General features: G+C 70.9%; 20 protein-coding genes. 7 read left to right on the forward strand and 13 right to left on the reverse strand.

Features of this window, described 5'->3' with window-relative positions; genetic code table 11:
• Positions 1-24: 24 nt before the first annotated feature.
• The 4 genes from BM204_RS18940 to BM204_RS18955 are packed head-to-tail and all read right to left on the reverse strand — an operon-like array spanning position 25 to position 4,191.
• The gene (locus BM204_RS18940; RefSeq protein ID WP_091116677.1) at positions 25-993 is read right to left on the reverse strand and encodes an SIS domain-containing protein; all 969 of its coding nucleotides are present in this window, start codon (positions 991-993) and stop codon (positions 25-27) included.
• Positions 990-2,210 (reverse strand): phosphotransferase, encoded by a 1,221-nt coding sequence (locus BM204_RS18945; RefSeq protein ID WP_091116679.1) that lies wholly within the window; start codon positions 2,208-2,210, stop codon positions 990-992. The genes BM204_RS18940 and BM204_RS18945 overlap by 4 nt, the downstream gene beginning before the upstream one ends.
• Positions 2,207-3,547, reverse strand: a complete 1,341-nt coding sequence (locus BM204_RS18950) for a glycosyltransferase (RefSeq protein ID WP_091116681.1) — start codon at positions 3,545-3,547, stop codon at positions 2,207-2,209. Before BM204_RS18950 ends, BM204_RS18945 begins: the two co-directional genes overlap by 4 nt.
• Positions 3,544-4,191 (reverse strand): TetR/AcrR family transcriptional regulator, encoded by a 648-nt coding sequence (locus BM204_RS18955; RefSeq protein ID WP_091116683.1) that lies wholly within the window; start codon positions 4,189-4,191, stop codon positions 3,544-3,546. The genes BM204_RS18950 and BM204_RS18955 overlap by 4 nt, the downstream gene beginning before the upstream one ends.
• Before the next feature lie 212 nt (positions 4,192-4,403).
• Here BM204_RS18955 and BM204_RS18960 point away from each other — a divergent pair, with 212 nt between their 5' ends.
• The 6 genes from BM204_RS18960 to BM204_RS18985 are packed head-to-tail and all read left to right on the forward strand — an operon-like array spanning position 4,404 to position 11,067.
• Positions 4,404-5,525 carry a polyamine ABC transporter substrate-binding protein gene (locus BM204_RS18960; RefSeq protein ID WP_091116684.1) on the forward strand — a complete coding sequence of 374 codons (1,122 nt, stop codon included), beginning with the start codon at positions 4,404-4,406 and terminating at the stop codon, positions 5,523-5,525.
• Positions 5,525-6,412 (forward strand): ABC transporter permease, encoded by an 888-nt coding sequence (locus tag BM204_RS18965; protein WP_218031314.1) that lies wholly within the window; start codon positions 5,525-5,527, stop codon positions 6,410-6,412. Before BM204_RS18960 ends, BM204_RS18965 begins: the two co-directional genes overlap by 1 nt.
• Complete coding sequence (locus BM204_RS18970) at positions 6,405-7,223, forward strand: ABC transporter permease (protein WP_218031315.1); 819 nt, start codon at positions 6,405-6,407, stop codon at positions 7,221-7,223. The genes BM204_RS18965 and BM204_RS18970 overlap by 8 nt, the downstream gene beginning before the upstream one ends.
• On the forward strand, positions 7,220-8,215 hold the full coding sequence (locus BM204_RS18975; protein ID WP_091116687.1) for an ABC transporter ATP-binding protein: 996 nt from the start codon (positions 7,220-7,222) through the stop codon (positions 8,213-8,215). Before BM204_RS18970 ends, BM204_RS18975 begins: the two co-directional genes overlap by 4 nt.
• The gene (locus BM204_RS18980) at positions 8,212-9,594 is read left to right on the forward strand and encodes an NAD(P)/FAD-dependent oxidoreductase (RefSeq protein WP_091116689.1); all 1,383 of its coding nucleotides are present in this window, start codon (positions 8,212-8,214) and stop codon (positions 9,592-9,594) included. Before BM204_RS18975 ends, BM204_RS18980 begins: the two co-directional genes overlap by 4 nt.
• A gap of 9 nt (positions 9,595-9,603) precedes the next feature.
• Positions 9,604-11,067, forward strand: coding sequence for an aminobutyraldehyde dehydrogenase (locus tag BM204_RS18985; protein ID WP_091116691.1), 1,464 nt, complete (start codon positions 9,604-9,606; stop codon positions 11,065-11,067).
• A gap of 87 nt (positions 11,068-11,154) precedes the next feature.
• Here BM204_RS18985 and BM204_RS18990 read toward each other — a convergent pair whose 3' ends face one another.
• Positions 11,155-12,498: an ATP-binding protein gene (locus BM204_RS18990; RefSeq protein WP_091116694.1), complete on the reverse strand. Its 1,344-nt coding sequence runs from the start codon at positions 12,496-12,498 to the stop codon at positions 11,155-11,157.
• On the reverse strand, positions 12,491-13,171 hold the full coding sequence (locus BM204_RS18995; RefSeq protein WP_218031316.1) for a response regulator transcription factor: 681 nt from the start codon (positions 13,169-13,171) through the stop codon (positions 12,491-12,493). The genes BM204_RS18990 and BM204_RS18995 overlap by 8 nt, the downstream gene beginning before the upstream one ends.
• Before the next feature lie 146 nt (positions 13,172-13,317).
• Here BM204_RS18995 and BM204_RS19000 point away from each other — a divergent pair, with 146 nt between their 5' ends.
• Entirely contained in the window at positions 13,318-13,656 is a 339-nt protein-coding gene (locus BM204_RS19000; protein WP_091116699.1) for a PepSY domain-containing protein, read from the forward strand.
• A gap of 45 nt (positions 13,657-13,701) precedes the next feature.
• Here the strand turns inward: BM204_RS19000 and BM204_RS23335 are convergent, their stop codons facing one another.
• The 7 genes from BM204_RS23335 to BM204_RS19035 form a co-directional block, all read right to left on the reverse strand.
• Positions 13,702-15,540 (reverse strand): phosphomannose isomerase type II C-terminal cupin domain, encoded by a 1,839-nt coding sequence (locus tag BM204_RS23335; RefSeq protein WP_246166458.1) that lies wholly within the window; start codon positions 15,538-15,540, stop codon positions 13,702-13,704.
• Positions 15,541-15,608: 68 nt separating this feature from the next.
• A complete protein-coding gene (locus BM204_RS19010; RefSeq protein WP_091116701.1) occupies positions 15,609-16,115 on the reverse strand; it encodes a GtrA family protein in 507 nt (168 codons plus the stop codon).
• The gene (locus BM204_RS19015) at positions 16,105-17,550 is read right to left on the reverse strand and encodes a glycosyltransferase (protein WP_177223727.1); all 1,446 of its coding nucleotides are present in this window, start codon (positions 17,548-17,550) and stop codon (positions 16,105-16,107) included. The genes BM204_RS19010 and BM204_RS19015 overlap by 11 nt, the downstream gene beginning before the upstream one ends.
• Before the next feature lie 284 nt (positions 17,551-17,834).
• The gene (locus BM204_RS22805; RefSeq protein ID WP_091116706.1) at positions 17,835-18,485 is read right to left on the reverse strand and encodes a hypothetical protein; all 651 of its coding nucleotides are present in this window, start codon (positions 18,483-18,485) and stop codon (positions 17,835-17,837) included.
• Positions 18,482-19,459, reverse strand: a complete 978-nt coding sequence (locus BM204_RS19025) for an ABC transporter permease (protein WP_091116708.1) — start codon at positions 19,457-19,459, stop codon at positions 18,482-18,484. Before BM204_RS19025 ends, BM204_RS22805 begins: the two co-directional genes overlap by 4 nt.
• Entirely contained in the window at positions 19,452-20,366 is a 915-nt protein-coding gene (locus BM204_RS19030) for an ABC transporter permease (RefSeq protein ID WP_091116711.1), read from the reverse strand. Before BM204_RS19030 ends, BM204_RS19025 begins: the two co-directional genes overlap by 8 nt.
• The gene (locus BM204_RS19035; protein ID WP_091116713.1) at positions 20,363-21,094 is read right to left on the reverse strand and encodes an ABC transporter ATP-binding protein; all 732 of its coding nucleotides are present in this window, start codon (positions 21,092-21,094) and stop codon (positions 20,363-20,365) included. The genes BM204_RS19030 and BM204_RS19035 overlap by 4 nt, the downstream gene beginning before the upstream one ends.
• Positions 21,095-21,111: the final 17 nt, after the last annotated feature.

Below are 21,111 nucleotides of genomic sequence, written 5' to 3' on the forward strand. Positions count from 1 at the left end.
CTTGCGACATCGCGCCGACTCGGCTCAGGGGGTCAGCCAGAGGCGGGCGGCGACGAGCTCGGCGACGACCACCTCGGTGAGCAGGCGTACGTCGTCGTGGTGGTCGCCGGGGTAGCGCAGGGTGAAGGACACGCCTTCGAGGTCGCCGCCGACCGAGACGACGACGGTCGAGCGGGAGAGGGTCCACTCGAGGATGCCGGCGTCCCAGGCGGAGCCGGCGAAGGAGAGCAGCCGGTAGTCGGTGTTCTTCGTGAGGTAGACGTCCACGTGCGCCCAGTCGCCGGCCTCGCAGGCGACGGCCGCTCGGCGAGGGCCCTCGCGCAGCATCAGCGCCGACTGCTGGGCCGAGGACAGCCGACGGGCGGGGGCGACGACATGGGCGCCCGAGGGACCGTCGAGCAGGTGGGTCACCTCCGGCAGCCAGGACGGCTCCGTGGCGAGCAGGTGCTCGGTCGCATCGGCCGAGGCGAGGACGGTCGCCACGAGCGGGGCGAGCGGGTCGAGGGAGTCGCCGGTCAGGTGCGCCTCGAGGGCGAGCAGCAGGACGAGCGTGTGCTGGAAGGACCGGCAGGCGACGCCGCCCTCCTCGACGCCGGCCTGCATCTGCACGACCAGCGAGCAACGCGAGGCCAGCTCGGAGGTCGCGGTGTTGGTCAGGGCCACGACGGTCGCGTCGGGGTGCACGCGGCGCAGCGCGTCGAGGGTCTCGACCGAGCCACCGCCGGCCGAGATCGCGACCACCAGGGTGCCCTCGCCCCAGGCCGGCAGCAGGTCGCTGCTGGCCAGCTCGGCGACGGCGACCAGGCCGCGGGCGCGCAGGCGTGCGGCGGCCACGGAGGCGGCGTACGCCGACGAGCCCATGCCGATCAGGACGACCCGGGAGGGCGCGAAGCCCAGCCCGGCCCACGGGTCGCCGCTGCTGAGCACGGCGACGAGGGCACGCAGGGCCGCGGGCTTCTGCTGCAGGTCGGCGAGGAAGGCCGACGGGTTCATGAGGGCTCCGTGGGGGACGGCGGCGCGAGCAGCGCGGGCAGCGCCGCCTCGGGGACGTAGGACCAGCGCGGCAGGTGCACCGCGGCATAGCTGAACTCGCGGCACACCTGCCGCAGCCGGAAGCCGCGCACGAGGTCGGGCTGCACCAGCCCGGGGTGGCCGAGGGAGGTGACGGTGACGGCGTAGGTCGTCAGGAAGGCCGCCTCGCACATCTCGGCCGCGGCCGTGACCGCGGCGAGGTCGTGGTGCGGCTCGTGACGGCGCAGCACCAGCGCCGCGTGCCGCACCGACTGCACCAGCCCGGCGACGTCGAGCGCGGGCGGCTGGGGGAGCAGCCGCTCGCCCGGGGGCACGACGGGGTTGCCGTCGAAGTCCGTGACCACGTACGCCGCCGCCGGGCCGGCGCCCGCGCGCAGCACCTGTCCCACGTGCAGGTCGCCGTGCACGCGGACCAGACTCGACCCGACCGCACCCGCGGGCACCCTGGTGGCCGCACGGACCTCCGCGGCGTAGGCCGCCAGGATCGCGCGGGCCTCGCCGGTGGTGACCGCCAGCGCATGCTCCAGGTCGCGGTCGGCGCCGGCCTCCCACCCGGCCACGTCGTCCGCGGTCGCCGCGCTGACGCCGTCCTCGGCCAGGGCGGCGTGCAGGCGCCCGACGAGGTCGCCGAGCCGGTGACCGGTCTCGCGGACCACCTCGGGGGAGCCCGAGATGACCGCCTCACGAAGGTCGTCGACCGCCCACGTCCAGCCGTCGGTCGCGCCGGCCAGCAGGGTGTCGACCGTCGCCAGCAGCCGCGGTTCGTCGTCCCCGGGCGCGGTCCACTCCAGTAGCCCCCACGGCGCCGGCATGCCGTCGAAGTGGTGGCGTTGGAGCGCGTCCAGCACCGCCGTCCCCGGGTGCGGCCCGGGCTCGGCGGCGCGGAGCCACTTGACCACCGCCTGCTCTCCGACGACCACCGACTCGTTGGTCTGGTCGACGCCGAAGGAGCGCTCGCCCACGACCGTCGTGTGCTGCCACGCGGTGATCCGGAATGCCCCGATCGTCCGGGAGCCCGCACCGAGCAGGCCGACCAGCGCGGTGGCCGCGCCGTCCCCGCTCACGGCCCGGCGGTCGGCGTCGACCGACCACGGCACCGGCCGGGGGAGACCGTCGCCCTCGTCGGTGACGAGGAGGACCAGTCCCGGCGCGAGCGCCAGCCGGTCGAGGACGATCACGCGCGTGACGCGACGTGCTCGAGCCCGACCCGCTCGATGACGTCGGCGCCGACCCTGAGGCCGTCACGCGCGCGGATCCGCTCACCCAGCGCGGCCATCGAGTCGCGCAGCGTGGTGTCGGCGAGGACCCGGTCGATCGCGCCGGTCAGCTCCTCGTCGGCGAAGCCGTAGGTCGAGAGACGCACGCCGAAGCCGAGCTCGTCCATGCGCTGTGCGTTGTCGTACTGGTCCCAGAAGAGTGGCAGCAGGACCATCGGCTTGCCGAAGTGCAGCGCCTCGGTGGTGGTGTTGTTGCCGCCGTGGGTGATGACCAGGTCGACCTGCGGGATGACCTTGGTCTGCGGCAGCGTCTGCGCACCGACCATGTTGTCGGCCAGCGTGATGAGGTCGGCCTGCGGGCCCTTGCTGACGATGAAGCGGTGGGGGCTGCGCCCGAGCACCTCGACCAGGCGCTGCATCAGCTCGACGTCGGCGCCGCCGAGCGAGCCGAGCGAGAGGTAGATGAGCCCGCTGCCCGCGGGGCGGTCGGCGACCTCGGGGGGCACGGCGTACTCCTCGTCGGTGCGGCGCACGCTGGAGTCCATCCGGGTCCACGAGCCGTCGAGCGGCCGCTCGGTGACGTAGTCGGCCTCCTCGGGGAAGACGTAGAGGTTGGCGGCGTTGTCGCGCGGCATGAACTCCAGGTCGGGCAGCGGCGCGGCGCCCTGCTCGACGACCCAGGCGTCGAACGACTCCCACACCTCGCGGTGGGTGCGCTCGAGCTCGTCGCGGTAGGGAGCCCAGGCGGCCGGGTCGGCCTGCGCGAGGCCCGAGAGGCCGGGGGCGACCCCGGGGCCGGGGACCTCGAGGGGGTTGCACGAGACGATGCGCACGAACGGCGCGCCACTGGTCGTCAGCGCCGGGAAGAGCACGACGTTGTCCTCCACGACGACGTCGGGGCGTACGTCGGCGAGGATCGCCCTGAGGGCCGGCTCGGCGTACTTGGCGCCGTCGATGAGCGCCTCGTAGGTCGGTCGCACGAACGACTCGAGCTGCTCGGTCGTGCTCTTGCGGAACTCCGGGGCGGTCTCGGCGATGAAGTCGGTCCAGAACTGGCCCGGGTCCTCCTCCCCAGCATCGGAGCCAGCGTCGGCGTCGGCGTCGGGGTCGAGGTCGGGAGCGGCCAGGTCGACCAGCCGCTCCTCGAAGCCCAGCGGCGCGAGCTTGTCGGCCCACGACGACTCGGCGGCGAAGACCACGCGGTGGCCGCGCTCGAGCAGCAGGTCGCCCAGCCCGATGCACTGGTTGGTCGGCCCGTGGGCGGACTCGGGGAGGAACAGCACGGTCAGCTGGGTCATGCGGGCACTCCTGCGTCGGGGACGGTGTGGTCGAGGCCGACGGGGTCGGGCTGGTCGAGGAGGTGGCCGGTGGCGAGCCGGGCGTAGTCGAGGATCAGCTGGGTCGCGGCGGCGTGGTCGATGGTGGAGTGGCGCGCCACCATCCGATAGCCGTAGGCGTCCTCGAGCGCGACGATGTTGCGCGCCACCGTCTGCGAGGGCTGGGCGAGCGTGAAGACGCCGGAGGCGGCGCCGTCCTCGAGGAGCACCTGGTACATCGCGACCTGGCGGTCGTAGAGCGAGGTCAGCATGGCGGCGTAGCGCGGGTAGCGACCGGCGGCGCCGCCGAGCTCGCAGAGCAGCCGCACCGCCTCGTCCTCGGAGTCGCGCGGCAGGCCCGAGGCGATGGTGACGACCAGCTTGCGGTCGGGGGTGATGGACCCACTGATGGCCTTGAGCCGCTGGTCGTAGAAGCGCTCCATGCCGGCGCGGTTGGCCTCGACGAGCAGCGTCTGGATGTCGGGGAAGTGGTAGAGGATCGCGCCCGAGGTGAGACCGGCGACCTGCGCGACGTCCTTGAGGCGCACGTCGGCGCCGTGCTCGGCGACCGCCTTCTGGGCAGCGGCCAGGAGTCTTTCGCGACGCTGCTTGCGGCCGACGGTCATCGCACTCCTGGTGGGTCTGGGTGATGTCGGGAGGACTCTGCCAGGTCCGCCGGCGAATTTGAAGAGCCCTTCAGTGAATGTGGCATTTCGGTGTCGAACGATCGTGTTTCACCCATTGCCAATCCTGAACTTTGATGCAAGATTCTGCGTCAAGGCGACCCGCACGGGTCTGATCATGTTGCCGGGCCCCGCGCCCGAGACCGGAGAGAGCCATGAACACCAGCATCCGCCGTCCACGCCGCGCCGCGGCCGCGGCCGTTCTCGGGACCGCCCTGACTCTCGTCCTCGCCGGCTGCGGCGGGGACGACACCACCTCCGCCGAGCCGAGCGCGCTCGACCCGGACGCCGACCTCACCGAGCAGACCATCGTGGTCTCCAACTGGGAGGCCTACATGCCCGACGACATCGCCGAGGTCGTCAAGGAGCGGACCGGCGCCACCGTCGAGGTCACCTCGCACGCGACCAACGAGGACATGGTCGCCAAGGTGACCGGCTCCGGCGGCGAGGGACTCGACGTGGTCTTCGGCTCGCAGCCCTACCTCGAGGCGCTCGCGAAGGCCGGCATGCTCGAGCCGCTCGACACCGACTTCCTCGACAACTGGGGCAACCTGGACCCCGCGGCCGTCGACACGGCCGAGGTCGACGGCGCCGCCTACTGGGCGCCGTACACGTGGGGAACCACCGGGATCTGCTACCGCTCCGACCTCGTCGACGCGGCCCCGACCAGCTGGTACGACCTGCTCGAGCCGTCGGAGGCCAACAAGGGCAAGGTGACCATGATGGGCACCGAGCGCTGGGCGATGCTGCCGGCGCTGAAGGCCCTGGGCTACTCCGTCAACACCACGGACGAGGGCGAGCTCAACGAGGCCAAGGACCTGATGGTCGCGGCCAAGCCCGACCTGCTGGCCTACGACGACACGACGTTCTACGAGCGGCTCATCAGCGGCGAGGCCACGATGGTCCAGGCCTGGGACGGCTGGTGCAACTACGGCATCGCCGAGGACGACCGCATCGAGTTCGTCGTGCCCGAGGAGGGCTCCGACCTGTGGAGCGACGGCATCGCGGTGCTGAAGTCCTCGGAGAACAAGGAGGCCGCCTATGCCTTCATCGACACGATCCTGGACGCCAAGACGCATGCCTGGGTCGAGGAGAACATCCTCTACAACATCCCCAACGAGGCCGCCCTGGCCGAGGTCCCGGCTGAGCTGACCGAGACCTACGACCTGCTCGGGTCGCGTCGCGAGGAGATGCTCTCCGGCGAGAACATGACCGACGTCGGCGACGACGCAGCCGCGATCTACAACCAGATCATCACCGAGGTCACGGCCTCCTGATGCCCACCAGGTCGCACGGCGGGCTCGGGGCGCGGTTGCGCCGCGGCGTCGAGCCCGCCGTGCTGCTGGGTCCCGGGCTGCTCTTCTACGCCGTCCTGGTCGGCGTGCCGGTGGGTCTCGTCACGGGCTACATGTTCGCCCGCCGGGGCCGCTTCGGTGGCGTCGAGTGGGAGCTCAGCCTCGACAACTTCTCCCGCGTCACCGACTCGGTCTACCTCGAGGTCTTCCGCGAGTCGCTCGGGCTCGCCCTGGTCGCGACGGTGATCTCGCTCGCCATCGGCTACCCCACGGCGTACGCGATCGCGAAGCTGCCGCCACGCTGGCGCACGGTCGCGCTGGTGCTGGTCGTGGTGCCCTTCTGGACCAACTTCCTGATCCGGGTCTATGCCTGGATCGTGCTGCTCAACAGCCAGGGCGTGCTCAACGACGTGCTGGTCGGCCTCGGCGTCGTCGACGAGCGCTTCACCCTGCTCTACACGCCCGGCGCGGTGGTCGTCGGCCTCGTCTACTCCTACCTGCCGCTGATGATCCTGCCGCTCTACGCAGCGATCGAGAAGATCGACGACGAGCTGCTCGAGGCCTCGACCGACCTCGGTGCCGGGCGCGTGCGGACCTTCCTGGGCGTCCAGCTGCCGCTCACCCTGCCCGGCGTCGTGACCGGCTCGATCCTGGTGTTCGTCCCGAGCCTGGGCAACTTCGTGGTGCCCGAGCTGCTCGGCGGCGGCAAGACCGTGATGGTCGGCAACCTGATCCGCGACCAGTTCCTCAAGGCGCAGGACTGGCCGTTCGGGTCGGTGCTCGCGATGATGGTCGTGGTCCTGCTGGTGCTGCTCTTCCTGGGCCAGGCGTGGGTCACGCGGCGCGTCGAGGGTGGTGCCCGTGCCTAGCCGGACCGCCGGCCGTGCCGCCGGACGTGCCGCCGGACGGCGTACGGGCCTGGGGTGGCTGTGGCTGCCGCTGGGCCTCTGCGCGCTCTTCCTCTACCTCCCGATCCTGGTGCTCGTCGCGATGTCGTTCAACGGCGGCGGCTCGGCCTACCGCTGGGACGGCTTCAGCTTCCGCTGGTACGCCGAGCTGGCCCGCGACAGCGACCTCATCGAGGCCGTCGTGACCTCGCTGGGCATCGCGACCGGAGCCACCGCGATCGCGACCGTGCTCGGCACGCTGCTCGCGGTCGGCCTGGCCCGCCACACCCGGTCGAAGATGCTGGAGGCGGCCGCGATGGCCCCGGCGATCCTGCCCGACCTGGTGCTCGCGATCGGGCTGCTGGCCTTCTTCTACATGGCCGGCATCCCCAAGAGCGCGCTGACGATCCTGCTCGCCCACGCGGCGTTCGGCACGGCCTTCGTCGTCGCCGTCGTCCGCGCCCGGCTCGCCGGCTCCGACGCCGCCCTCGAGGAGGCCTCGCGCGACCTGGGCGCCGGGGGGTTCTCCACGTTCGTGCTCGTCACCCTGCCCTCGATCGCCCCCGCGGTCGTCGCGGGTGCGTTGCTGGTCTTCACGCTCTCGCTCGACGAGTTCGTGATCGCCTACTTCACCGCCGGCCCGACCACCGAGACCCTGCCGATCACCGTCTACGCGATGGTGCGCACCGGCGTCACGCCCGAGATCAACGCCCTCGCGACCGTGCTGGTGCTCATCAGCGTCACCGTGGTCGTCGTGGCCGCGCGAGCGGTCCGCAGAACGGAGAAGTCATGACGCAGTCCACCACCCCTGGGGTCCTGCTGGAGGTGCGCGAGGCGAGCCGGTCCTTCGGTCACGTCCGGGCGCTCGACTCGGTCTCGCTGACGATCGCGGAGAACGAGTTCTTCGCGCTGCTCGGCCCCTCGGGCTGCGGCAAGACGACGCTGCTGCGCTCCATCGCGGGCTTCGAGCACCCCGACAGCGGGGCGATCCTGCTCGGCGGCCGCGACCTGCTGGCCCTGCCGCCGAACAAGCGGCCGGTCAACCTGATGTTCCAGTCCTATGCGCTCTTCCCGCACCTCTCGGTCGCCTCCAACGTCGCCTACGGGTTGAAGCGCGAGAAGCTGCCGAAGGCCGAGGTCACGCAGCGGGTCGCAGAGGTGCTGGACACCGTCGGCCTGCAGACCATGGCCGACCGGCGTCCGGCGCAGCTCTCGGGCGGGCAGCGCCAGCGGGTCGCGCTCGCCCGCGCGATCGTGAAGCGGCCGCGGCTGCTGCTGCTCGACGAGCCGCTCTCGGCCCTGGACCGCAAGGTCCGCGCCGAGATGCAGCTGGAGCTCAAGCGGCTCCAGCACGAGGTCGGCATCACCTTCGTCGTGGTCACCCACGACCAGGAGGAGGCGATGTCGATGGCTGACCGGATCGCCGTCCTCGCCGAGGGCCGCGTGCAGCAGGTCGCGTCCCCGCTCGAGCTCTACCGCCACCCCGCCAACCTCTTCGTCGCCGACTTCATCGGCACCAGCAACCTGCTCGCCGGCCCCTCCGACCGCGAGCGGCTGATGGTGCGCCCCGAGGACGCCCGGCTCGTGACGCCCGGCGAGGGCACGCTGTCCGGGACCGTCCTCGACACGCAGTTCCAGGGCGGCACGTCGACCGTCGCGGTCGAGGTGTCCACCCTCGCGAAGCCCTTCCTGGTCTGCGAGCCCGGCGCGACCGCGGCGGTCCGCGGCACCGAGGTCGGGCTGGTCTGGGACCACTCGGTCGTCGTCGGGGAGGGACTCGCGTGAGCGACCTCCTCTCCGACGCCCGCCCCCTGCCGGTCTGGTGGGAGGGCCGGGACACCGGCCCGGTCAGCGAGCCCCTCCCGGGTGAGCGGACCGCCGACCTCGTCGTGGTCGGTGCCGGCCTGACCGGTCTGTGGGCCGCCATCCACGCGCTCGAGGAGGACCCCGGCCGCGACGTCGTCGTCCTCGAGGGCTCCCACGTGGGCTCCGGCGCGTCCGGCCGCAACGGTGGCTTCCTCGCCGAGTCGCTGACCCACGGGCTCGCGCACGGCCTCGCCACCTGGCCCTCCGAGCTGTCCGAGCTGCTGCGCCTCGGCCGCGCCAACGTCGCGGAGATCGACGACTTCGTCGACCGCGAGAAGATCGACGCCGACCTCCGGCTCTGCGGCAAGACCGCGATCGCGACGCGGCCCCACGAGGTCGCCGCCCTCCGCGCGGCACACGAGCGCAACCTCCGGCACGGCGAGGCGTCGACCTACCTGAGCGCCGAGGAGCTGCGCGCCGACGTCCACTCGCCGTCGTACCTCGCCGGGGTCCGCACCACCGGCGGCGGCCTCGTCGACCCGTGGGGGCTGACGACCGGGCTGCGCGACGTCGCAATGCGGAAGGGTGCGGTCCTGCACGAGGAGTCGCCGGTGACCGCTCTCGAGCGCGACGGCGACCGGATCGCAGTGCACACCCCCCACGGTGTGGTCCGGGCACGCCAGGTGGTGCTCGCGACCAACGCGTTCCCGCCGCTGCTGCGACGCATCCGTGCCTACGTGCTGCCCGTCTGGGACCACGTGCTGGCCACCGCGCCGCTGACCACCGACCAGCTCGACGCGATCGGGTGGTCGCAGGGGCAGGGGCTGACCGACGCGGGCAACCAGTTCCACTACTACCGGCGCACCGCCGACGACCGGATCCTGTGGGGCGGCTACGACGCCGTCTACTACTACGGCAACGGCACCCAGGCCCGGCGCGAGCAGCGCGAGGCCTCGCACCGGCTGCTCGCCGAGCAGTTCTACGCCACCTTCCCGCAGCTCGCCGACGTGCGGATGACGCACCGCTGGGCCGGCATCATCGACACGACCTCGCGCTTCACGCCCGTCTTCGGCACGGCCTACGCCGGTCGCGTGGCCTACGCCGTCGGCTACACCGGTCTGGGGGTGGCCTCGTCGCGCTTCGGCGCCCGCGTCGCGCTCGACCTGCTCGCGGGCCGGGAGACCGAGCGGACCGCCGTCAGCCTGGTGAGTCGCCGTCCCGTGCCCTTCCCGCCGGAGCCCTTCCGGTGGACCGCCGTCCAGGCCGCGCGCGTGGCCCTCGCCCGCGAGGACCGCAGCGGTCACCGTGGTGCGTTGCTGCGCACGATGGACCGCTTCGGTGTCGGCTTCAACTCCTAAAGGATCCTCATGACCCAGACCCCCGGCCTGCACCTCGACGGCACCAGCCGTCCCGGCAACGGCCTGCCCACGACCCTGATCGACCCGGCCAGCGGCGCCGAGATCTGCGTCGTCGCGCAGAGCTCGGTCGACGACGTCCGTGCCGCGGTCGATGCGGCGGCGGCGGCGTTCCCGGCCTGGTCGGCGCGCACGGCAGGGGAGCGGGCGCGCGTGCTGCTCCGGCTGGCCGACCTGCTCGAGGACGACGCCGACGCGCTGACCGCGATGGAGGTGGCCGAGACCGGCAAGCCGGTGCCGGTCTTCCGCGACGGTGAGCTGCCGTTCGCCGCCGACAACCTGCGCTTCTTCGCCGGCTCCGCGCGCTCGCTGGAGGGCACCGGAGCCGGCGTGCTCAGCGAGGGCTTCACCTCGATGCTGGTCCGTCGTCCGCTCGGTGTCGTCGCCGGCATCGCGCCGTGGAACTTCCCGCTGGTGATGGCCATCTGGAAGATGGGGCCGGCCCTGGCCGCCGGCAACACGATGGTGCTCAAGCCCGCTCCCCAGACCCCGCGCACGACGCTCCGGCTGGCGGAGCTCGCCGCTCGCGCCGGTCTCCCGGCCGGCGTGCTCAACGTCGTCACGGGTGGTGCCGACGTCGGTCAGGCGCTGGTCGCCGACCCGCGGGTCGCGATGGTGTCGGTGACCGGCTCACCCGGAGCGGGTCGCGCGGTCATGGAGACCGCCTCCGCGACCACCAAGCGCGTGCACCTCGAGCTGGGCGGCAAGGCGCCGGCCCTGGTGTTCGCCGATGCCGATCTCGAGGGTGCTGCGGGTGCGCTGACCATGGCGTCGACGTACAACACCGGTCAGGACTGCACCGCCGCCACGCGGGTCTACGTCGAGGCGAGCGTCGCCGAGGAGCTGGCGCGGTTGCTGACCGAGCGGATGGCCGCGGTCACCTGGGGCGACCCGCACGACCCCGCCACCGACATCGGCCCGCTGGTCTCGGTCGAGCACCGCGACCGCGTGCACGGCTTCGTCACGCGTGCCGTCGAGGCCGGCGCCGAGCTGCTCACGGGCGGCGAGCTGCCCGAGGGCCCGGGCGGCTACTACCCGCCGACGCTGCTGCGCGGCGCCGCGCAGGACGCCGAGATCGTCCAGCAGGAGGTCTTCGGGCCGGTCCTGGTGCTCGGCACCTTCGCCTCCGAGGACGAGGCCGTGGCGCTGGCCAACGACAGCGACTACGGCCTGGCGTCATCGGTGTGGACGGTCGACATCGGCAGGGCGCTGCGCGTCGCGCACCGGATCGAGGCCGGCGTCACCTGGGTCAACGACCACCTCCCGGTCGCCTCCGAGGCCCCGCACGGCGGCGTCAAGGGCAGCGGCTTCGGCAAGGACATGAGCCACGAGGCGGTCCTGGAGTACACCGTCACCCAGCACGTCATGATCAAGCACGCCGCCCGAGACGCGCACGACTCCTTCCGTCCGGCCTGACCTCCGACGGACGGCCTGACCTCCGACGGACGGGCTCAGCTCGGGTAGGACGGCAAGGTCCGGCCCGTGACCGCCTCGCAGTCGGGTTCAGCGAGGGAGGGTGACGCGCACGACGGTGCGCTCGTGCTCACGGAGGATCGCGATCTCGCCGCCGTGGGCTCGCACGATCTCGTCCACGATCGGGAGCCCGAGTCCGACGGAGCCATGACTGGCCGCGAAGCGCTCGAACGGTCGCTCCTCGTGGAACCCGGCACCGGAGTCGCTCACCTCCGCGACCGCATCGGGGCCACCACTGACGTGGACCTCGACGTCACCGGCGCCGTGTCGCAGTGCGTTGTCGACCAGGTTGGAGACGATGCGGCGCAGGTGGTCCGGGCCGCCGTTCACGAGCACGACCTCGTCGCCCGTCATCGACACCGACCGGTTGGCGGCGGCGGCGATCGGGCCGAACCGGCGTACGACGTCGGCGGCCAGCTCCGCGAGGTCGACCACCTCGGCGTGCACCTGGAGATGACCGGCGTCGGCGCCGGCCAGCGCGAGCAGGTCCTCGCTGAGCGTGATGAGGCGGCGCACCTCGTGCTCGGCCGAGCGGAGCGCGTCAAGGAGCTCCTGTTGGGACCGAGGGGCGGCGAGGGCCAGCTCTACCTCGGTGAGCAGCAGGGCCAGCGGCGTCCGCAGCTCATGACTGGCGTCCGCGGCGAACCGTCGTTCGCGCGCCAGGCCGTCGTCGAGCCGGTCGAGCATCGCGTTCAGGGTGAGCGCCAGCCGGCGCAGCTCGGTGGTGGGGGGCACCGGGAGCCGCTCCCCGGCGTTGCGTGAGGAAATGGTCGCGGCGTGCGCTCGCATCCGCTCGATGGGACGAAGCCCGAACCCGGCGACGAGATAGCCGAGACCCCCGGCCAGCAGCAGCGCCACCGGCCCGCTGAGCGCGAGCTGGGCGCGCACGGCCCGGACCGCGTCGTCGGCGTCCTCCCGGCCGATCGACACGGCCAGCACCTGGTCGCCCACCTCCTGCACGAGGACGATCGACAGCTCGTCCTCGGTGTTGAGGTCCGCCGCGGCACCGTCGTCGCTGCCCACCTCGAGGTCGTCCAGCACCAGGACGTGAGCCTCGGCGTATCCCGCGCGGGCCCCGGCAGGGTCGACCATGCGACCGCGGATGCTGGGCGACGTGGCCACGACGGAGCCATCACCGGACAGCAGCTGGCCGTGGATCTCACCGGCCAGCCCCGCCACGGCCCGGGTCCGCTCCGCCGGGGGCACAGCGAGCAGGCGGTCCATCTCGGTCTCCAGCTGGTCACGCAGCCCCTCCTCGAGCGTGTCCTGCACCCGCCACTGGACGAAGAGCCCGAGCGCCAGCATCGCGAGCGCGGTCGTCACCAGGAACGCGACGGCGACCCTGGCGCGGAGCGACCACGACGGGCTAGGCACCGAGATCTCCGGTCACCCGGTATCCCATGCCTCGCACCGTGCGCAGCGACTGGACGCCGAAGGGGCGGTCGATCTTCTCCCGCAGGTAACCCACGTAGACATCGACCACGTTGGACGAGGTCTCGTGACTGACTCCCCAGGCATGGGCCAGGAGCGTCTCGCGGGTGACCGCTTGCTCAGGGCGTCGCATCAGCGCCTCGAGCAGGGCGAACTCACGCGCGGACAGGTCGATGGTGACGTCACCGCGCCGCACCTGGCGCGAGCCCGGATCGAGCTGCAGGTCTCCGACCTCGAGCACCGTCGGCCGCGGGACCGGACCGCGGCGGGCGAGAGCGCGCATCCTGGCGAGCAGCTCCTCGAAGGCGAACGGCTTGCCCAGGTAGTCGTCGGCACCGCTGTCCAGGCCCGTGATCCGGTCTGCGACGGAGGTCCGGGCGGTCAGCATCAGGACGGGCGTCCACACGTGGTCGTGGCGGAGTCGACGGCACACGTCGAAGCCGCTCATGTCGGGCAGCGCCACATCCAGGAGGATGACGTCGTAGCCGGCATCGACCGCGGCCGCCAGTGCCGCCTCGCCGGTCGCGGCGATGGTGACGAGGTCGCCACGCTCCGTCAGGCCACGAGCGACCAGACGTGCGAGCTTCGCCTCGTCCTCGACCATCAACACGCGCACGGTTCCACTGTAGGGACGCTGGTGAGATGGCGATGAGAGCCTCATGGACGTCTCATCTCCGTCCTCCTGGGTTTAGGGCGCGGGGATCATGATGCTCCGGTGAGAGCTCGGTGGCGCTGCCTGCGCCCGCCGATAACGTCGTCACCATGAACATCCGAGAGCTGGACAAGAAGACCAAGATCGCGATGGCTGCAGGCGTGGCCGTCCTCATGACCGCCGGCATCGCCGGCACGGCCGTCGCCGGCTCTGCCGACGACGACGCCACGGATCGCCCCATCCCAGCAGCCGACCTGCAGCGCGCCTCCGACGCAGCTCTCGTCGAGACTGGTGGGGGCAAGGTGACCGAGACCGAGGTCGACGACGAGGAGAGCAAGTACGAGGTCGAGGTGACGCTCGACGACGGCACGCAGGTCGACGTCCAGCTCGACGAGAGCTTCGCGGTCGTTGGCACGAAGACCGAGGACGCCGAGCAGGGCGACGACTAGAGCGGCCAGCCGGTGTTGACGAAGATGCTTGCCGACCTTGCCGGGTCAGGCCCGGCCATGGTCGTCCTGCAGGCGGACGATGTCGTCCTCACCTAGATACGACCCGTGCTGGACCTCGACGACTTCGAGGATCTGGTCCTGCACGTTCGCCAGTCGGTGGACTGCTCCCTGAGGCACGAACACATGAGCGCCGATGCGCGCAGTGACGTGCTGCTCGCCCACCACGCACGTCGCCGTTCCGGCCACCACGACCCAGTGCTCGGAGCGGTGCCGGTGTGTCTGCAACGAAAGGCGCGAGTGGGGAAGGACGGTCAGCCGCTTGACCTGGTAGCCATCACCTCGGTCGAGCACTTCCCAGGACCCCCACGGGCGTTGGTGGCGCGTGCCAGTCGCGTGGGCGGGGGACCGAAGGTGGTAGATCCGGTAGTCGCCTTCGAGATCGACCAGTTGATATTGCCGATCGAAGACCGGTTGGGCGTGGCTTGCGTCGACTCCCCAGGTGGCGAGTGTGGTGCCGTTCACGACAGCCCATGTCGGCGGCTCCGGTCCGGTGAGGACGTCGGTGAACTGGGACAGGTGAGGGTCGAGCACCCGGACTGGGAGGCTCCACAGCTGGGGGTAGGGGCTGTTGAGGCCGGCGGACTCGAGAATGGCGGGGTTGCCGAACGCGACGACGCCCGTGTCTCCGGGCTGCTGGTGGGCCGCGAGGTAGCGAGCGACCGCGACGTCATCGGGGACAGGCTCCTCACCCAGGGCGGCATTGGCGGTCACGACCAGCGCCGCCGCCGTGGCGTAGGCAAGAGCTACCGCGGCCCATTTCGCGCGAGCTGGTCTGTGCGCGGTCACCGCGGCGGCGGTGAGAACGAGTCCGGGGACGAGCACGAGGAGGTAGTGGAGCCAGTAGCTGCCGCCGAACCCGACAGCGACTGCCTCCCACGCCAGGGTGGTGGCCGCCAGGACACGCAGGTCCGGGTGAGCGTGACGGGTGGCAGTGCGCTTCGGGGGGCGGGTTCGCCCGCGACCGGGCAGGAAGGCCAGGGCCACCAGGACCAGCGCGCCGCTCGACAAGAAGGAGACCGCGAGAGTGATCGCCCGTGCGGGTGTCGCCGCGTTGGCCTGGACTGCGATGACCGCGGTCGCGTCGAGGCGAAACATCACGACTGCGTCCCACAGCTCCAGCGGTCCGGTGCCGCGCAACGCGGCCCACGCCAGGGTGGCGGCGAGCACCGCGCCGGCGCCCCAGGTGAACGCAGCGGCGGCCTCGGCGGCGTTGCGGGTCCGGCGACGAACGACCAACCACACGATCGCTGTTGCGGCGACGACGAAACCGTCGACCATGTTCTGCTTCACGAGCGGGGCGGCCATGGCGGTGGCGCCGGTGACTGCCCACCACGACCACCGGACTCGGGTGGGGACGCCGGTCGAGGCAGTGGCGCTGAGGGCGTGCAGCAGCGCGAGCACGCTGGCGAGCACGAACGGGACGGCGAGAAGCTCGCCGTTGACCTCGGTGGATCCGAACAGGGGGGTGGTGAGGAAGACCGCGGCAGTTGCGGCGAGGAGTGCCGGGGCATGGCGCACGTCGGGGACCGCGCCGCGGCCGATCCGCCCGGCGAGGAGGACGGAGGCGACCACGGCGAGGAGGCCGAGAAGGTGCAGAGCGGTTGCCCCGCCACCGAGGTCGGCCAGCTCGAAGAGTCCGATCAGCAGCGGCGGCCGGTCGACCCAGTAGTCGCCGTACAACGAGGTGCCGGGTGACCACTGCGAGGCGACGAGCAGGAAGCCACCCTCATCCGAGCCCAGGGGACGCGCGAAGTTGGGCAGCCAGACCAGGGCGCCCATCGCGGCGATCACGACCACCGCTGCGGGGTGTTCGCAGAGGTTCATGAAGCTGCGCGGCCGATGGCCGAGGCCCGGTTGCGGCGGCGAGGGTTGCTGTTCGACCAGGATCGAGGTCACACCCGGGCCGCCGGCAACTGCTCGAGAGTCGGGTCGGGCTCGACGGCCCGTGGCGATCCGGCGTCGGTGAAGACGAAGCGGCGGTAGGACCAGTAGCGGAACGCGGTTCCGAGCCCGAGTCCGATGACGTTCGCCGAGATGTTGTCAGCCAGTCTGCTCGTGAGCCCGAGCACGTCGTGGCTGACGATGAGCGCAGCGAGGGAGATGGCGAGCCCGATCACGTTGAAAGCGACGAAGAGGGCGACCTGGCGACCTCGGTGCGCGCTGTTCCGGTCACGCCAGGTCAGCATGTAGTTGCCGAGGTAGGTGACGACCATGGCCGCCGCGACGGCGAGGACCTTTGACACTGTCGGGTGGTAGTCAGCCAGGGCCGTTTGGTCCCGCAACACGTTGAAGGTGACCACGTCCACGACGTAGCCGGCTCCGCCGACCAGCAGGAAGGTCGGGACCTCCAGGCTCGGAAGCAGCCGTCGTGCCCGGGCGGTCCCGGCCTCAGACTGCACGGCTGGCTCCTGTCGTGCGGTGGCTGTGCGTCCGGCTCGAGAGCTCGCGGACGCGCCACTGCACCACCCGCACGAGTGCCTCCAACGCGACCGTGCTGGTCATCTTGGAGGCGCCGGCACGGCGCTCGGTGAAGGTGATGGGCAGCTCGATGACCCGGGCTCCCCCTCGCTCGGCCCGCCAGGTGCACTCGATCTGGAAGCAGTAGCCGCTGGAGTCGGTGGTGAGCACCCCGAAGTCGATCAGGGAGCCGGCGCGCCAGGCTCGGAAGCCGGCGGCGGCGTCGTGGGTGCGCAGGTCCAGGACCGTGCGGACGTAGCGGTTGGCGCCGCTGGACAGCAGTCGGCGCCGCGCCGACCAGTTCTCGGTCCGGCCACCGGCGACGTACCGAGAGCCGATGACCAGGTCGTGCCGGTCGAGGGCGGCGACCATCGCAGGGATCCGGTCAACCGGATGCGATCCGTCGGCGTCCACCTGCACGACCCGTTCGTAGCCATGTGCCAAGGCCCAGCCGAAGCCGGCGCGGTAGGCCGCGCCGAGGCCGTCCTTGGAGTCTCGCGACAGCAGGTGGACGCGGCTCCCGAAGGCCGGATGCTTGCGCACGAGAGCTCCTGTGCCGTCGGGGCTGCTGTCGTCGACGACCAGGACCCGGGCATCCAGGTCGGAGGTCGCGGCCAGCACGTCCTCGAGGAAGAGCTCGACCGTCTCGGCCTCGTTGTAGGTGGGCACCACCACCAGGCAGCGGGGGCTGGGCGCGCTGCCGCGAGCTCCCGAAGCGGTCGTCATGTCCCCACGGTGCGGGATGGATGCTGTGGGGACGCTGTGAGCATGTGGACTCGCGTCCCTGGGAGCGGTGGCGGCGCCGCTGTGACGCCGCGTTGGCATCAGGGACTTGCCCACGAAGGGAAGGACCGACGCCACGACCACGCCGAGCGTCAACAGCTCGATGTGGTCCACGACGAAGGGGATGCCGCCCAAGTAGTACCCGGCACTGATCATCGTGGCCGTCCAACCTGCGGCGCCGAGCAAGTTCATGGACAGGAAGACGCCGTAGCGCATCTTCCCCACACCAGCGACCACAGGAACGAATGTCCTCGCGATGGGGACGAATCGAGCGAGCACCACGGCTCGGGGGCCGTGCCGTTCCACCAAGCCTGCGGCGCGCCGGGAGTGCGCCGGAGTGAACAGTCGCGACTGCGGCTTCCGGAACACCCGGTCGCCGGCATGCCACCCGATGAGGTAGCCGACCTGGTCCCCAGCGGCCGCAGCCAGGAACACCCCTCCGGCAACCGCCCAGATAGGGAGGTGGATGACCCCTGATGCTGTCAGGACACCGGTCATGAACAGCAACGAGTCGCCAGGCAGGAAGAACCCCACCAGCAGGCCGGTCTCGACGAAGACCAGCGCCATCACGACGAGCAGGCCCAGGCTGCCCATGGACTGAACGTCGGGAACCAAGGTCACCATCATGGGGCGACCGCGGTTCCGACACGTCGTCGATGAGCTGATCGGTCGGTGGTCTGCACCGCTACACGAGCCTGTCTCCTGATGCGCGTCGACACCGATGAGGCGTCGCTACTGTCCAAGCAATTCCATCGGTTCGCCAGCTCCTGGGCCAGTGCCGAGCGGCCCTGAAAGCGAGGGTCGTTGTGCCCTGCCGGCTCTGGGGACCAGCACGCCGAGCGGCGCGGACTGCGCGGCGGATGGGGGGAGGGCGCCGGTCAGTCAGCGGTCTCCGGGCCTCCGGCGTCCTTGGTGGTGGTGGCGGTCTGGGTCGCGGTGTCGGTGGCGCTGACCTCGACGGTGACGTCCAGAGCGTTGACGTCGGTGTAGTAGAGGCTGAACTCGTTGACCGGGAAGTGGTCGGCCTCGCCGGTGTTGTCGAAGTGTGCCGCGCGCTGCGCACCGGGTGCGATGGTGAACGACGCGGGGAGCTCGGCGTAGTAGCCCTCGGTGTCTCCGGTCTTGGGGTCGGCGAAGGTGTAGTAGACCTCGAAGGCGGTGAGGTCGACGGTCCCGGTGTTGGTCATCGCGATCTCGAGGTGATCGGTTGCTGCGTTGCCGGCCTGGTCGACGTTGTTCTCGACGAGCACCGTGTCGATAGTGAGGGCCTGCGTGGTGGAGGTGTTGGAGATCGGGTTGCTGGTGACCGGGAGGACCGGAGAGCCAGGCGCGGGTGCCGCGGAGGAGGTGGTGCCCGAGCCCCCGCTGGTAGGGGTTCCCGTGGGGTTGGTGGAGGAGCCGGAGCTGCATCCGACGATGGCTGCCGAGGCGAGGGTGAGGGCGAGTGCAGCACCGATGTGGCGTCGGCGACTGTGGGGTGGGGGTGCGCTGGGGGCGGCACTGCGGGACAGGTCGTGGGCGTTGATCATGAGTTTCCTCCTGTGGATGGGGTGTGCTTGTAGGTGCGTCGGAGCCCGAGGAAGAGCGCCACGGTGGCGCTCAGCAGCCAGATGATGTCGGTGCGGGTCTCGCGGAGGAGCTGTCCGAGGGTGAAGGGGCGGTAGCGGTCCTTGACATCGGTCATCGCGAAGGCGAAACGCTCGAAGTGCTTGGCGAACGAGGTGTCCTCGATGAGGGTGCGGGTCTTCTCGTAGCCGGTGAAGTGCGCCATGACGCTGGTCTCTCCGTCGCGGTCGAGGGTGAGGGCTTGGAACAGGCCGCCTGGGAGCTGGTTGTCGGCGTCGAGGGTGTCGCCGATCTGGGGCAGCACGAGCACGACGAGGAGCCAGATGGCCAGGGAGACCACGAGTCCGTTGGCTGAGGCCCGGGCGCGTGCGGTCGTGATGGCGCCCAGGCAGTAGAACGCGCCGAGGTAGAGGAGGGCGGCGAGGTAGGCGAGCAGGAGCTGGAAGCCCTCGGAGGGGCTGATCCAGTCTTGGGCGATGAGTCCGATGCTGAGGATGCCGACGAGGGCGGTGGCGGTGACCAGGGTCGCGAAGACGGCCAGGGCACCCAGGAAGCTCCCGAGCGCGCGCTCGCCGCCGGTGACGGGCCGCGACTGCAGCAGGGCGATGGTGCGGTTGGCTCGCTCTCGGGCGATCGAGAGGTAGCCCAGCGCGATGGCGATGACGGCCCCGATGATCTCCAGGTACTCCAGGCCTCCTCGCAGCAGCGACAGCGGCGCCATCGGGGAGGGCGCGATCCGGTCCAGGCCGCTTGCTTGGGCTGCGGCGCGGTAGGCGTCGTAGTCGGCGAGCTTGCTGGCGTAGCCGGCGGTGGCGATGTAGACCGAGGCTGCGGTGACGACGACCAGGATCACCAGGAGCACCATGAGGATCCGGCTCCTCAGCGCTGCTCGGTATTCGTGACGTGCGAGGCTCAGGACGTGTCGGGTGCTACTCATGGCTGGCGCTCCTGGAGAAGTCGTGGGTGCGGACCAGCGCGAAGGCAGCGACGGTGAGGATCGCCACGAAGCCCAGCAACGGCATGACCCGGGCCACGGTGTCCATGACGGCCACGGAGGGGGCCGTGTCGAGGATGGCCGCCGAGGCCGCCTTGTACTGCTCGACGATGGACAGCGGTTGGGCTTTCGCGGTGGCTTGGAAGAACGCCTGGGACAGGCCGATCGGCTCGATGATGGGGTTGAGCGACTGGGTCGGTCGCAGTCCTGAGGTGAACTGCGGCACTGCGAAGGTGATGACGAGCCAGGCACCCATCGCGCTGAGCAGCGCCAGGGAGCGCGACGTCGTCAGCAGCACCGTGATCATGCCGATCAGGGCGAAGGGGACCAGGTACAACCAGGACAGGGTGTAGAAGAGCGAGAGCCTGCCCAGATCGGCGACGGAGATCCCTTGGTTGACGAGGAGCAGCGCGGCCAGGCTGACGGCGAAGCTCGCCAGGAGGAGTCCGGCGAGCACGAGAGCCAGGCTGAGGATCTTGCCGGTGGTGTACTGGGCGCGCGACATGCTTCGGGAGAACAGCAGCCGACCGAGTCCCGAGCTCTCCTCGTCGGCGATGCTGATGTGTCCCAGGATGACGGCGAAGAGTGCGCCGACGAGGGGGATGTAGACAACCATGTTGGACAGCAGCGACAGGTGCGGCTTCAACAGGAACGGGTTGGGAGGTGCCGGAGCCCCGCTCGCGGCAAGCTGGCGGGTGGCCTCGTCGAAGACGCGCACGATGGTGCTTTGGCTCGACCAGCCCAGTGCGCCGGCCAGCGCGGTGGCGAGCAGTATCGCCGCCACCAGCACCAGCAGGACTCGTTGACGCCGCAGGGCCAGCACCTGGTGCGAGAAGATGGTGGTGATCACGGCGCGCCGCCCATGGTGACGTAGATGTCCTCGAGGGAGGCCTCGTCAGGAAAGCGTCGCGTGGTGGCTTCGATGGTGTCCTTGTAGATCAGCTCGCCGTGGTTGAGGACTCCGATGCTGGTGCAGACCTTCGCCACCTCGCTGAGGAGGTGGGTGTTCATGAAGATGGTCATCCCGAGCTCCTGGTTGAGCTGCAGGATGGTCTCGCGCAGCTGGCGCACGCCCAGGGGATCGAGTCCGGCTGTGGGTTCGTCGAGCAGGAGGACATCGGGTCGGTGGACGATCGCCTGGGCGATCCCGATGCGTTGGCGCATCCCGGTCGAGAAGGTGGCGAGGCGGCGGTTCGCCAAGTCGCTGCAGCCCAGGAAGTCCAGGGTCTCCTTCGCGGCGTGGCGTGGCTTCTTCACGTCCGAGAGGGTCGCGAGGAACTCGAGGTTCTCCAGGGCGGTCAGGTGGCCGTACATGCGCACCTCGGCGGGCAGATAGCCGATGGAGCGAGTCACTGCTCGTCGTGCGGTGACGACGTCGTGACCGCACACCTTCGCGGTGCCGCCGGTGGGCACGAGCAGTGTCGTGAGGATGTTGATGGCGGTCGTCTTTCCGGCGCCGTTGTGTCCGAGGAACCCGAAGATCTCCCCGTGCTCGATGCGCAGGTCGAGATGCTTGAGGACCGGGTCCTTGTCGTAGGTGTGGCTGAGCTTCTCGAGCTCGATGGCCGCGTCGTCCATGGTTGCCTCCTCGTGAG

It is taken from the genome of Nocardioides psychrotolerans (assembly GCF_900113685.1).
Taxonomy (GTDB): domain Bacteria; phylum Actinomycetota; class Actinomycetes; order Propionibacteriales; family Nocardioidaceae; genus Nocardioides; species Nocardioides psychrotolerans.

Excerpts from the sequence above, each read along its gene's own strand:
- BM204_RS19015 (WP_177223727.1), bottom strand. The coding sequence starts at position 17,550 with ATGGGCAGCCTGGGCCTGCTCGTCGTGATGGCGCTGGTCTTCGTCGAG.
- BM204_RS18955 (WP_091116683.1), bottom strand. The coding sequence starts at position 4,191 with ATGACCGTCGGCCGCAAGCAGCGTCGCGAAAGACTCCTGGCCGCTGCC.
- BM204_RS23335 (WP_246166458.1), bottom strand. The coding sequence starts at position 15,540 with ATGAACCTCTGCGAACACCCCGCAGCGGTGGTCGTGATCGCCGCGATG.
- BM204_RS18960 (WP_091116684.1), top strand. The coding sequence starts at position 4,404 with ATGAACACCAGCATCCGCCGTCCACGCCGCGCCGCGGCCGCGGCCGTT.
- BM204_RS19025 (WP_091116708.1), bottom strand. The coding sequence starts at position 19,459 with ATGAGTAGCACCCGACACGTCCTGAGCCTCGCACGTCACGAATACCGA.
- BM204_RS18965 (WP_218031314.1), top strand. The coding sequence starts at position 5,525 with ATGCCCACCAGGTCGCACGGCGGGCTCGGGGCGCGGTTGCGCCGCGGC.
- BM204_RS18975 (WP_091116687.1), top strand. The coding sequence starts at position 7,220 with ATGACGCAGTCCACCACCCCTGGGGTCCTGCTGGAGGTGCGCGAGGCG.
- BM204_RS18950 (WP_091116681.1), bottom strand. The coding sequence starts at position 3,547 with ATGACCCAGCTGACCGTGCTGTTCCTCCCCGAGTCCGCCCACGGGCCG.
- BM204_RS18985 (WP_091116691.1), top strand. The coding sequence starts at position 9,604 with ATGACCCAGACCCCCGGCCTGCACCTCGACGGCACCAGCCGTCCCGGC.
- BM204_RS19000 (WP_091116699.1), top strand. The coding sequence starts at position 13,318 with ATGAACATCCGAGAGCTGGACAAGAAGACCAAGATCGCGATGGCTGCA.
- BM204_RS19035 (WP_091116713.1), bottom strand. The coding sequence starts at position 21,094 with ATGGACGACGCGGCCATCGAGCTCGAGAAGCTCAGCCACACCTACGAC.
- BM204_RS18940 (WP_091116677.1), bottom strand. The coding sequence starts at position 993 with ATGAACCCGTCGGCCTTCCTCGCCGACCTGCAGCAGAAGCCCGCGGCC.
- BM204_RS22805 (WP_091116706.1), bottom strand. The coding sequence starts at position 18,485 with ATGATCAACGCCCACGACCTGTCCCGCAGTGCCGCCCCCAGCGCACCC.